General features: G+C 39.7%; 10 protein-coding genes. 4 read left to right on the top strand and 6 right to left on the bottom strand.

Annotation, left to right across the window (positions count from 1 at the left end; genetic code table 11):
• Nucleotides 1-21 precede the first annotated feature (21 nt).
• Complete coding sequence (locus FHS59_RS10630) at nucleotides 22-1,242, top strand: redoxin domain-containing protein (RefSeq protein ID WP_184495120.1); 1,221 nt, start codon at nucleotides 22-24, stop codon at nucleotides 1,240-1,242.
• A gap of 46 nt (nucleotides 1,243-1,288) precedes the next feature.
• The gene (locus FHS59_RS10625; protein ID WP_184495119.1) at nucleotides 1,289-1,720 is read left to right on the top strand and encodes a MarR family winged helix-turn-helix transcriptional regulator; all 432 of its coding nucleotides are present in this window, start codon (nucleotides 1,289-1,291) and stop codon (nucleotides 1,718-1,720) included.
• 1 nt (nucleotide 1,721) lies between these two features.
• Here the strand turns inward: FHS59_RS10625 and FHS59_RS10620 are convergent, their stop codons facing one another.
• Entirely contained in the window at nucleotides 1,722-2,699 is a 978-nt protein-coding gene (locus FHS59_RS10620; protein WP_184495118.1) for an NADPH:quinone oxidoreductase family protein, read from the bottom strand.
• A gap of 104 nt (nucleotides 2,700-2,803) precedes the next feature.
• Between FHS59_RS10620 and FHS59_RS10615 the strand changes: the two genes are divergently transcribed.
• Both FHS59_RS10615 and FHS59_RS10610 read left to right on the top strand, forming a co-directional pair.
• Nucleotides 2,804-4,192: a dipeptidase gene (locus FHS59_RS10615; protein ID WP_184495117.1), complete on the top strand. Its 1,389-nt coding sequence runs from the start codon at nucleotides 2,804-2,806 to the stop codon at nucleotides 4,190-4,192.
• A 54-nt stretch (nucleotides 4,193-4,246) separates the two neighbouring features.
• Complete coding sequence (locus tag FHS59_RS10610) at nucleotides 4,247-6,316, top strand: protein-disulfide reductase DsbD family protein (protein WP_184495116.1); 2,070 nt, start codon at nucleotides 4,247-4,249, stop codon at nucleotides 6,314-6,316.
• Here the strand turns inward: FHS59_RS10610 and FHS59_RS10605 are convergent, their stop codons facing one another.
• The 5 genes from FHS59_RS10605 to FHS59_RS10585 all read right to left on the bottom strand — a co-directional run bounded on the left by FHS59_RS10605 (nucleotide 6,317) and on the right by FHS59_RS10585 (nucleotide 11,500).
• Nucleotides 6,317-7,018: a response regulator gene (locus FHS59_RS10605; protein WP_246388398.1), complete on the bottom strand. Its 702-nt coding sequence runs from the start codon at nucleotides 7,016-7,018 to the stop codon at nucleotides 6,317-6,319.
• Nucleotides 6,984-8,846 (bottom strand): tetratricopeptide repeat-containing sensor histidine kinase, encoded by a 1,863-nt coding sequence (locus FHS59_RS10600; protein ID WP_184495115.1) that lies wholly within the window; start codon nucleotides 8,844-8,846, stop codon nucleotides 6,984-6,986. The genes FHS59_RS10605 and FHS59_RS10600 overlap by 35 nt, the downstream gene beginning before the upstream one ends.
• A gap of 92 nt (nucleotides 8,847-8,938) precedes the next feature.
• On the bottom strand, nucleotides 8,939-9,709 hold the full coding sequence (locus tag FHS59_RS10595) for a S1/P1 nuclease (RefSeq protein ID WP_184495114.1): 771 nt from the start codon (nucleotides 9,707-9,709) through the stop codon (nucleotides 8,939-8,941).
• Nucleotides 9,710-9,786: 77 nt separating this feature from the next.
• Nucleotides 9,787-10,977: a M20 metallopeptidase family protein gene (locus FHS59_RS10590; protein ID WP_184495113.1), complete on the bottom strand. Its 1,191-nt coding sequence runs from the start codon at nucleotides 10,975-10,977 to the stop codon at nucleotides 9,787-9,789.
• Nucleotides 10,958-11,500: a hypothetical protein gene (locus FHS59_RS10585; RefSeq protein WP_184495112.1), complete on the bottom strand. Its 543-nt coding sequence runs from the start codon at nucleotides 11,498-11,500 to the stop codon at nucleotides 10,958-10,960. Before FHS59_RS10585 ends, FHS59_RS10590 begins: the two co-directional genes overlap by 20 nt.
• Nucleotide 11,501 lies beyond the last annotated feature (1 nt).

Here is an 11,501-nt window from a genome sequence, read left to right as displayed (position 1 = left end):
AGCCCCAAATTAACCCACTCTATGAAATCAAAGTTGAAAATAATCTTGCTCGCTGAAATCATGCTGCTTTTGGTGTTTCTCCTTTCTCGCTGTTCGGGAAAAGAAGAAAATAGCACTGATGCAATGCCAGAAGAAGAAACGATGTCAGTAGAATTTGTCGCTAATCCGATTGCTGTCGAGGAGCAACCTGTTGGTAAACTTGCTATTGGAGACAATGCACCGGACTTTAACCTACCCGGAATAGATGGCAAATACCATCAACTTTCAGATTATAGTGATGCAGATGTTTTGGTGGTGAATTTCACCTGTAATCATTGCCCTACAGCTCAAGCCTATGAGGATCGATTTATGAAAACCGTAAATGATTACAAGGATAAAAATGTGGCTTTTGTAGCAATCTCTTCAAACAGCCCGATTGGTATTTTGCCGGAAGAATTAGGCTATACCGACCTGAGTGATACCTATGAAGAGATGAAAATCCGCGCAGCAGACAAATCTTATAATTTCCCTTATCTCTATGATGGAGACAAACATGAATTTTCATTGGCATATGGCCCTACAGCCACACCTCATGTTTTTGTTTTTGACAAGGATAGAAAACTGACCTATTCGGGAAGGATTGATGCTTCCGAAAAACCGGGAACCGGACAAGCGGAGGATTTAAGAAATGCGCTTGATATGACTTTGGCTGGTAAAGCATTGCCTGCTGATATTGCGCAAACCCCTGCTTTTGGCTGCTCGATGAAATGGGCATGGAAAAACGAATACACCATTAAAACCAATAAAGCCTGGAAGGAAAAAGAAGTTACCATCGAAAAGCTTTCACCAAATGGCCTTGCTGACCTATTGAAAAATAATACGGATGAACTTCTTCTAGTTAATTTTTGGGCAACTTGGTGTGGGCCATGTATTGTGGAATATCCTGAATTTGTAACGCTTCAAAGGATGTTTGGGGAGCGTGATTTTCAATTTGTATCGGTAAGTATGGACAGTCCTGAAAATGAAGATAAAGCTCTGAAATTCCTGAAAGGCAAAGCTTCTGCAGTTCCCAATTATATCATGGACACGGAAGATAAATATGAGGTGATTAAAGTTGTGGGAGAAAACTGGGACGGAAGCCTTCCAATCACTTTACTTGTCGAACCGGGAGGAAATGTTGCTTATTACGTTCCTGGAACCATTGATGCATTGGAGTTGAAAAAAGCCATCGTTGACCATAAAATGATTGGTAGATACTTTTAATTTAGACTTATACAGTTAAATTGTATAAAATATAATTAAAAGAGAAATGAGTTATTTGCACCAAGTATCCTTGGATCTTTATTCTGGATCTAGATTACTGATTCAATTGATTCAGATTAGGTTAAAAGAATTCAATTTGACATATCCCCAATATCTCACCTTAAGCATCTTATGGGAAACCGACGGAATTTTAGTCAAGCAAATCGGTGAGAAACTTCATTTGGATTCTGGAACATTGACTCCACTACTCAAAAAACTGGAAGCAATAAATTATGTCAAAAGACAGCGGGGAGAGGAGGATGAAAGGACTGTTCGAGTGGAATTGACTTACCCTGGCAAATCCCTCCAATCGAAAGTGCAGAATGCTTTGGAAGATTTGGAGAAAGAAATGAAAGATCTTTCCGAAGAAAAATTTCCGGCTCTAGGATCTTCACTAAATCAGTTTTTAGAAAATCTGGAAAGCTTAAAATCCGATTAGATCATGAAACAATAATCACCGATTTATGGATGTGATCACGTTCTTGTAAATCCATTAATGCTCCTTTTGCATCTTTCAATGGATATTCTTTTACAATTGGCCCTTTGATTTTCCCTTCTATTAACCAATGGGTGAGTTGATCTAGATTTGCAGCATTTTTATCAGGCTCAATTTTCGAAAACTGACCCCAAAAGACTCCGGCAATTTCGCAGCCTTTTAGCAGCGGTAGGTTCATCGGAATTTTAGGGATATCACCGCTTGCAAACCCGACGATCAGGTACATTCCTTTCCAAGCCATCCCGCGAATCGCAGCATCGGTAAATTTCCCTCCTACTGGATCCAAAATCACATCTACTCCTTTTCCATCCGTAAGTTCTTTGATTCTACTTTTCAGATCTTCTTCTTCATAATTGATCAACAAATCAGCTCCTCTATCTTGACATAATTCCAGTTTTTCTGAAGATGATGCAGCCGCAATCACTTTTGCACCCATTATTTTACCAAGTTCAACCGCCGCTAAACCGATTCCTCCCGAAGCACCCAAAACCAAAAGCGTTTCCCCTTTCTGTATATTTGCTCGGTCTTTCAACGCATGGTAAGAAGTACCAAAATTATACAAAGTTGCAGCAGCTAATTTTGGATCTAGAGCTGCTGGAATTTTAAACACCCGGTCTTGATTGACTGCTATTTGCTCCGCAAATCCTCCCCAACCGCAAAGAGCAAGTACCGAATCACCGATATTGAGATGGGTTACTTTCTTACCCATTCCTATTACTTTTCCAGCAACTTCTCCTCCAGGCGAAAAAGGGAGTTCCGGCTTAATCTGATACTTATTTTGGACGATCAAAAGGTCTGGAAAATTTACTCCACAAGCTTTCACTTCGATCAAAACCTGATTTTCCAAAGGCTCGGGGTTTGGGACATCCTTAAATTTTAACTGATCCGGCATTCCAAAATGCTCGTAAAGAATCGCTTTCATTCGATTTATTGAAGTTTCTAAAAGAAGAAAAGTAAGATTTAAAGTAGGCAATTCCTCATTAAAAGGATAATTTTGAGGCTTGTACAACCCAATTATAAACTTCTATGTCTGTTACCAATTTTATTCAGAATAATAAAGACCGCTTTCTAAATGAATTGCTGGACTTGCTCAGAATTCCATCTGTCAGTGCAGATCCAAAATTCAAAAATGCTGTTTTTGCAGCAGCGGAATTTGTAAAAGAAAGTTTAATAAAAGCTGGAGCAGACACGGCAGAAATATGCCAGACAAAAGGGTATCCAATTGTCTACGGAGAAAAAATCATAGATCCAAGCGCGCCCACCGTGTTAGTTTATGGACACTATGATGTGCAGCCGGCAGATCCTTATGAGTTATGGGATTCTCCTCCTTTTGAGCCAGTGATCAAGAAAACTGAAGAGCATCCTCAAGGGGCGATTTTTGCGAGAGGTTCTGCTGATGATAAAGGACAGTTTTACATGCATGTGAAAGCTTTTGAAGCGATGATGGCTTCCAATGATTTGCCTTGCAATGTAAAATTTATGATCGAAGGGGAGGAAGAAGTAGGTTCTGACAACTTAGACAAGTTCGTCATTGACAATAAAGAAAAACTGAAAGCAGATGTGATTCTAATTTCAGATACCCACATGATCAGCATGAAGGATCCTTCTATTACGGTCGGACTTCGTGGTATGGCATATATGGAAGTTGAGGTAACAGGAGCCAACCGTGATCTACACTCCGGTACTTATGGAGGAGCAGTTGCAAACCCAATCAACGTGCTTTGCGATATGATCGCATCCATGAAAGATGAAAATGATCATATCACGATTCCAGGATTCTATGATAAAGTAGCTGAGTTAACAGCTGAGCAAAGAGCTCGATTGAATGAAGCTCCTTTTGATCTGGACGAGTATAAAAAGAAATTGAAGATCGCTGAAGTTCATGGCGAAAAAGGCTACACCACCATCGAACGTGTAGGCATCAGGCCTACGCTGGATGTGAATGGAATCTGGGGTGGATACATAGGAGAAGGTGCCAAAACGGTATTGCCTTCGAAGGCCTCTGCAAAAATCTCCATGCGTTTGGTTCCTGATCAGGACTGGCATGAAATCTCCAAACTATTTGAAGACTACTTTAGATCAATCGCTCCGGCTTCAGTCACTGTCAAAGTAAAAGCACATCATGGCGGATCTCCGGCAGTTGTTTCTGACAGTTCAGTTGGGTATCAGGCTGCGGAAAAAGCTATGGAAGAAACTTTTGGAAAAAGACCTATTCCTACCAGAGAAGGTGGTTCTATCCCGATTGTTGCCTTGTTCCAAAAAGAACTGGAAACAGATCCGATATTATTCGGTTTTGGATTAGATACGGATGCACTTCACTCTCCAAATGAACATTATGGTGTAGCAAATTATTTCATTGGGATTGAAACAATTGCAGCTTTCTTTAAGCATTTCAAAACCTTAAGTAATCAGTAATTCAGGAACTTATTGACCTTTTAATTCCTTTCGAATACAATCATCCTCGAATACATGAAAATCTCTAGATTTCTGCAGTTCGCTGTAGCAATACTTTTGTTTCTGAACTTCACCCCCTTTGCAAAAGGGCAAATTGTTTCACCTCCAAAGTGGACCATTCAGCTAGTTCCGGAAAAAACGGTAATCGGAGAGGAAGCAACTTTGGTTTTCGAGGCTCAAATTCCAATTGGGTGGTATGTATATTCCAATGATTTCGATCCGGATTTAGGGCCAAATTTGACGGTTCTAAAATTAGAGGACTCGGAAGATTACGAACTCAACGGCACACTTCAGGCAATTAATCCGAAAAAGAAGTTTGATGAAACCTGGGAAGGTGATGTCACCTACTTCATGGGAAAAGGAAGGTTTGAGCAAAAATTAACGCCAACTTCCGCCACTGGAATCATCAAAGGAGCATTAGAATACCAAATGTGCTCAGATGTGACAGGACAATGCATCAATTATGAGGAAGAATTTGAAATCACTTTTGATGCGGTTTCAGGCGTAAGTACAGTTACTTCCGATGTGGAATCTTCAGAAGATACGGAGGAAGCAAGCCCTTTTGCAATAGTTGAATCCGGAGCAGAACAAAGCGATGAGCAGGTTTCAACTTCAGAAACCAATGAATTTACAGTTGAAAACACTTCTCAGAACGAATCCTTAATTGGGTTTATGATATTGGCATTCCTGGCAGGGCTGGCTGCTTTGCTTACGCCTTGCGTGTTCCCGATGATCCCAATGACTGTTACTTTCTTTACCGGAAGAAATAAATCCAGAGCCACTGGAATCCGTCAGGCATTTATTTATGGACTTTCGATCATTGCCATTTACACAGTAGCTGGTACTGCTGTAGCGGCAATCCAAGGCCCTGAATTTGCAAATTGGCTTGCCACACATTGGCTTCCCAATCTCTTTTTCTTCGGCGTTTTTATCTTCTTCGCACTAGCCTTTTTGGGAATGTTTGAAATCACCTTGCCTTCAGGGCTTGTAAATAAGGTAGATGAAAAAGCAGAAAAAGGAGGACTTGCAGGAGTGTTCTTTATGGCATTTACGTTGGTTTTGGTTTCCTTTTCATGTACCGGACCGATAGTAGGATCGATTTTGATTTCTTCGGCAGGTGGAGAGTTACTAAAACCTATTTTGGGAATGTTTGTCTTTTCTTTGGCATTCGCCATTCCCTTTACGTTGTTTGCGATTTTCCCGGAATGGATGAAATCACTTCCTAAATCCGGAGGTTGGTTAAACTCAGTGAAAGTCGTTTTGGGCTTCCTTGAACTTGCCTTGGCATTCAAATTCCTTTCCATGGCCGACTTGGTTTATCATTGGGGAATCTTAGATAGAGACGTATTCCTAGTCATCTGGATTGTCATTTTTGCAGCATTGGGTTTTTACCTACTCGGCAAAATCAAATTGCCTCATGACTCGCCTGTTGAATCAATAGGTGTTCCAAGGATGCTTTTAGCTTTGGTCACATTTATGTTTGTGATTTATATGATTCCTGGGCTATTCGGAGCTCCACTGAAACTTCTAAGTGGGTACTTACCTCCGATGACCACACAGAATTTCACCATCTCTTCCACTGCATCATCAAACGAGGAGGACACTAGGACTGAAGACGTTTTATACAGTGACATTTTGGAAATCCCATATGGAATCCAAGGTTATTTTGATTATGATCAGGCATTGGCAGCAGCAAAAAAAGCTGGCAAACCTTTGCTAATCGACTTTACGGGGCATGGTTGTGTGAATTGTCGGAAAATGGAAGAGAATGTTTGGGCCGACCCATCTGTTCTTTCCAGACTAAAAAATGACTTCGTCATGGTAGCGCTTTATATAGACGAGCGTCAGGAACTTCCGGAAGATAAATGGTACACTTCTGACTACGATGGAAAAGTAAAGAAGACTGTCGGGAAGCAAAATGCAGATTTTCAAATCACCAAGTTCAACAACAACGCCCAGCCCTATTATGTGATCCTAGATCATCAGGAAGAGCTTTTGGCTAAGCCTCATGCTTACGACACCGATATCCAGAATTTTACGGAGTTTTTGGATGGAGCAAAAGCCGAATTCGAAAAGAGGAAATAATCAACCCTCAATAATCCGGTTTTTTACTGCTTTTTGTACAGCCTCGAGCTTGCTGTGAACCTGAAGTTTTTGGTAGATATTCTCAATATGCTTACGGACAGTCTTTGGGGAAATAAACAAATTTTCACCGATCTGATTGTAGGTCAATCCTTTAGATGTTTGATCTAAAATCTCTATTTCTCTGGAAGTAAGCGAAATCTCCTCCACAGGTTCTTCGAATTTTGGAGGATTACGAAGTAGTTTCAAAGCTTTCAAAGCTACTGAGGGGGTCATTGCCGCGCCACCGTCAAGCGTATCCAAAATTCCCTGATACAGGGTTTTTGGATCTACTTCTTTTAAAAAATAGCCATTGGCTCCGGCCTGTACAGCTCGAAATATATTTTCATCATCATCAAAAACTGTCAGCATGATGGTTTTAATCTGTGGATATTTCTGAGACACTTTGGCTACCGTTTCGATTCCATTCATTTTAGGCATCTCTATATCCATTAAAATCAGATTCACATTAGAATCTTTCTCTAATTTCTCCAGTAATTCAAGCCCATTAAACGCCCAAAACTTCACTTCCAAATCTGAAAATATGGAAAGCTTTTCAAGTATAGCTTTCAGCAAAAAACTGTTGTCCTCAGCAATGGCAATTCGTATCATTTTCAGGTATTTGATGATTTTAATAAATGCATATTTGTGTTCCTTTTCCTTCATCAGAAGCGATGCTAAGCTCCCTTCCGATTCGTTCTGCTCGTGTTTTCATATTCCCCAATCCATTTCCAAACTTGTTTTCTTGGGAAATGCCAACACCATCATCCTCCACACAAAGTCTTATTTTATCTTGATCTTGAGAAAATGTAATCGATATTTTTTTGGCATCCGAATGTTTCAGTGCATTGTTGACAGCTTCTTGAATTACTCGGTAATAATTCATCCCTTCTATTGAATTCAATAATAAATTCCTGTCAACCTCATTTTCTATTTTGAGCTCGAAATCAATCTGGGGATAAGAGATTTTCGCTTTTGAAATCAAATGAGCCAATCGACTTTCCAAGTCTTCCACACTGATATGATCTTTGTTCATCGCCCAAATGGTATCCCTTAATTCATTGATTGTCTCCACCGTAAATCCTGAAATCTGGTCTATTTTATCAGACAATTTTTCAAGATCCAGATTCCCGAATTTTAAATTATTGAGCGAAGAAATGATAAAGGTCAATTGCGCACCAATGTTATCGTGCAAGTCAGAAGAAATCCGGTCGCGCTGTTCATGAAGCCTTTTCTGGGTTTCTTGCTCCGCATAAATAGCCTGCAACTTTGCTTCTTGTTCCAAGTGCCGATTTTTGTTTTTCTGCCTATAATAAATGAAAAAACCAACCCCAAAAGATATCAATACCAAAATCAAAAGTAATAGGAGCTGATTGTTTTGAGCCTCGACCACCAATTCGTTTTCTGCTAAAGCGGCACGCGATTCAGCCAACTCTCTTTCTTTGGTTTCCACTTGATATTTGGCCTCAAGCTCTCCGAGAGTTTTTACACGTTCTTCTTTGAAAATCGAATCCTTTACAGCAACATATTGCTCCAAGTAATCCATTGCCTCGTTTAGATTACCTTTCGCTTTATTGAACCCATATTGCTCATATAGATAATCCCTTTTTTTCTCAGTGGATTCGCTTTGCTCGACATATTTGTAGGCAGAATCCATCATTACTTGAGCCTTGCCAAAATCTCTTCTTTTATAAGCTATCGTAGCCAAATTCGTATAGTTGGCGGCAAGGCTATAGTCATCCATAGACTTCTGATTTACTTTGACCGCTGTGTGTAACCAAGGTTCTGCTTCCGAATACTTCTTTTGTTTAAGAAGTGTATTTGCTATGTTATTAAATGTAAAACTTATCCTAGTACTGTCTAGATTCTCGATGTTTTCCAAGACCTTATAGTGATAAAACAAAGCCGAATCTGGCTTATCCCAATCATCAAAATTGATCCCTATCGCATTCAGAGCAAAAGCAATAAAAGGAGCTCTTGCTTTGGAATAAGAAGTTAGCAACTGATACGCTTGCTTGCCGTATTCAACGCCTCGTTCATATTCTTCCATGTCATGATAAACCACCGAAATATCCAAAAGGGCATAACCCATATAATTGGTATCAAGAGCTGCAGTAGAATTTTGAAGCCCTTTTTGGGAATACATCAAAGCTCTTTCAAATCTACCATCTATGGATTCTAGCCGATTTAACCGAATATATGACAGGGAAATGAGGTCTTGATTTTTTGATTTTGAATCAATTAATTCTGCACTTTTTAGAAAATATTCGGCTGCCAGATCATTCTCTCTGGCAACATTATATTGCTCTGCTAAAAAGTAAAAGTAAATCCCGCTATCAGCAGCGTTTTGGAGGTTTTCCTCTTCAAGTTCAAGAATAATAGTTGCTGAATCAGGATTGTATATAGTCCTTCCCAGTCTTGTTCGTAAGTCTTGAGAAAATAGTTGGAAACTTGCTAAGAAAAATACAATTAAGGTGTAGAACCTATATTTCATGATTCAGAAGCTATGAATTTAACTTCCAATATAAAAAAATGGCTTTGGTACAAAAATCACCAAAGCCATTTGTTAAAAATCTTTCTCCTAAATCAATAAATTTCTTCCAGAATCATTGCTAATCTTACACTTGCAGCGATCAATCTCTCCTCGACAATCTCTCTATTATCGTATCCATAGTTGTAGGACAATTTCATGTTTTCAGGAAGTTTGTATACCATAGGTCTTAATGCAACCGCTTCCTTTAACCAATCATCGATAGTGGAATTTCGATATTGATCTTCCATTTCAGGAGTCAAACGTCTACTTAATTCATTCCCAATTTCCGTGTAGGACATACTCCATCGGTCGATTATTCCAGAATCCCAAACTGAATGGAGGTTCGAGTTTTGATAAAAGAATTCCAATTTGACATCATTTCCTCCTCGATCCTCTCCAGTACCCACATGCAATGGCTGATGAATGTCTTCAACAATATGAATAAGCATTTTAAGCTTTTCAGCTTCTTCCTTAACCGTTAAGTTTCCAGCGATAAGTTCAGCTTTGATCTGTTGAATAGCTTCATAAGCATTTCCTCCTTTTTCCTGAAGGGAAGGATCAAACTCGCCATTTTTGCTGGTCAAATAATGCCAGGAGTTTACATAGTCAAAAGCTCTATCAGATTTGATTTCATCCATCCAAGTCCCACTTCTCCCAATTGACATCGGGTATAAGACTCTTTCCACCTTTTTTCGAGTGGAATTCTTCAATTGCATGGATGTCATATAACCAATGAGGTAATGACCTAGTTGTCCCCAAGCAAATACCTGAGAAACCATCAATGACATGATGAATGTCAGAACAATGGACTTATTGAATTTCATTTGTTTGTTTTGATTTCGACGGAAACGAATAAACTCCAAATCTAGGGGGAAAACTTCAGGGTATTGTGACCTGAAGATTAAGAATTCTGTAATTCAGAAACTGCCAACCAAGCCATAAGACCAGCTCCGATTTCCAAAGCATCTTCCTCTATATCAAAAGTCGGAGTATGTACTCCAGAAGTGATTCCTCTTGCTTCATTTCGGGTTCCTAATCGGTAAAAACAGCCGTTGATTTCCTGAGAATAGTATGCAAAATCCTCTGCAGCCATCCAGATGTCAAGATCTACCACGTTTTCTTTTCCCAAGTAGTCTATCGCAGCCTGCTGGGATCTATCAGTTAGCTCAGGATCATTTTGCAAAAATGGATAGCCTTTTCGGATTTCAAAATCCAATTCTCCTCCCATTCCTTCTACGATGCCATGGGCAATCTGAAGCATTTTTTGATGTGCTTTCGCTCTCCAGTCTTCATTCAAAGTTCTAAAAGTACCCTGGATTTTTACTTCATTTGGGATCACATTGGTAGCTCCAAGAGCCTCAACTCTTCCAAAAGAAAGTACAGAAGGAATTTTAGGACTTGCTGCTCGGCTTACTACCTGCTGCAAGGCCACAATCATATGAGAAGCAATTAAAACCGGATCAATCAAGGTTTCTGGCATCGCACCATGACCGCCTTTTCCTTTGACAGTAATATACAATTCATCAGCGCTCGCCATGTAAATCCCTTTTCTGAAGCCTACTTTACCAGCTTCGATAAATGGCATTACATGCTGCCCGATAATTCCGGAAGGTCTTGGGTTTTCTAGTACTTTATCTTTGATCATCAAAGATGCTCCACCAGGAACGACTTCTTCGCCAGGTTGAAAAATCAGTTTGATACTTCCTTCAAAATCATCTTTGACTTCATTCAGAATCTTGGCGGCACCTAATAATGAAGCAGTATGTGCATCATGTCCACAAGCGTGCATGACACCTTCATTCGTAGATTTATAAGGGACATCATTTGCTTCAATAATCGGCAAAGCATCCATATCCGCTCTTAATGCAACTACTTTTTTACCTGGGTTTTTACCTTCAATCATAGCAGACCAACCTGTAGTGGCCTTTTTTTCGATCTTGGTAATTCCCAAAGATCTCAGTCTTTCTTCTACAAATGCCGATGTTTTGAATTCAACATAAGAAAGTTCTGGATTGGCATGGAGATGTCTCCGGGTCTCGATGACTTCTTCTTTGTAGGCCTTAGCCAGTGACTTAATTTTGTCCTTCAGCATTCGAATTTGTGATTTCCGGGGCTTCGTATTCTTTTCTCTGAAATCTATCCTGAATTATTCGAGCTGTAGGAAACTGGGATTTGATCAGTGAAAAGCTCTTTTGAGCCTCAATTTTATAATTAAACTTGCCCACCTTCACGAGATAGCGGGGTTCTTGGTACTGCATTTCTGCCTTGATTTCAGGAAAATTCTCCATCAGATCATCTCTGGTCTCAAAGGCTTTTGTCCTTTCAATTCCTGAATACACCAAAACAGAATATCCATTGAAATAGGGCTCAGTAAGATTTTTATCATACATGGCCCGAATTTTTTGTCCCAAAACATCATCCACAGATTCTACAGACTCAACGGAACTAGAAGAACTTTCTGCTTCCATTGCTTCTTTATAATCTGGATAAACAGGCAAAGAACCGCTTAAATTCTCTTGATAGTTAGCGTATGAACCTGCGCCACTGGTTGTTGATTTGGATGAATTACACCCAACAATGAAGACCAATAATCCTAGAACCCAAACCGCTTTCATA

Source organism: Algoriphagus iocasae (genome assembly GCF_014206875.1).
Lineage (GTDB): Bacteria > Bacteroidota > Bacteroidia > Cytophagales > Cyclobacteriaceae > Algoriphagus > Algoriphagus iocasae.
This window is presented reverse-complemented; position numbering and strand designations above follow the sequence as displayed.

Excerpts from the sequence above, each read along its gene's own strand:
- FHS59_RS10615 (WP_184495117.1), top strand. The coding sequence starts at position 2,804 with ATGTCTGTTACCAATTTTATTCAGAATAATAAAGACCGCTTTCTAAAT.
- FHS59_RS10595 (WP_184495114.1), bottom strand. The coding sequence starts at position 9,709 with ATGAAATTCAATAAGTCCATTGTTCTGACATTCATCATGTCATTGATG.
- FHS59_RS10630 (WP_184495120.1), top strand. The coding sequence starts at position 22 with ATGAAATCAAAGTTGAAAATAATCTTGCTCGCTGAAATCATGCTGCTT.
- FHS59_RS10620 (WP_184495118.1), bottom strand. The coding sequence starts at position 2,699 with ATGAAAGCGATTCTTTACGAGCATTTTGGAATGCCGGATCAGTTAAAA.
- FHS59_RS10605 (WP_246388398.1), bottom strand. The coding sequence starts at position 7,018 with ATGAAGGAAAAGGAACACAAATATGCATTTATTAAAATCATCAAATAC.
- FHS59_RS10610 (WP_184495116.1), top strand. The coding sequence starts at position 4,247 with ATGAAAATCTCTAGATTTCTGCAGTTCGCTGTAGCAATACTTTTGTTT.
- FHS59_RS10585 (WP_184495112.1), bottom strand. The coding sequence starts at position 11,500 with ATGAAAGCGGTTTGGGTTCTAGGATTATTGGTCTTCATTGTTGGGTGT.
- FHS59_RS10590 (WP_184495113.1), bottom strand. The coding sequence starts at position 10,977 with ATGCTGAAGGACAAAATTAAGTCACTGGCTAAGGCCTACAAAGAAGAA.
- FHS59_RS10625 (WP_184495119.1), top strand. The coding sequence starts at position 1,289 with ATGAGTTATTTGCACCAAGTATCCTTGGATCTTTATTCTGGATCTAGA.
- FHS59_RS10600 (WP_184495115.1), bottom strand. The coding sequence starts at position 8,846 with ATGAAATATAGGTTCTACACCTTAATTGTATTTTTCTTAGCAAGTTTC.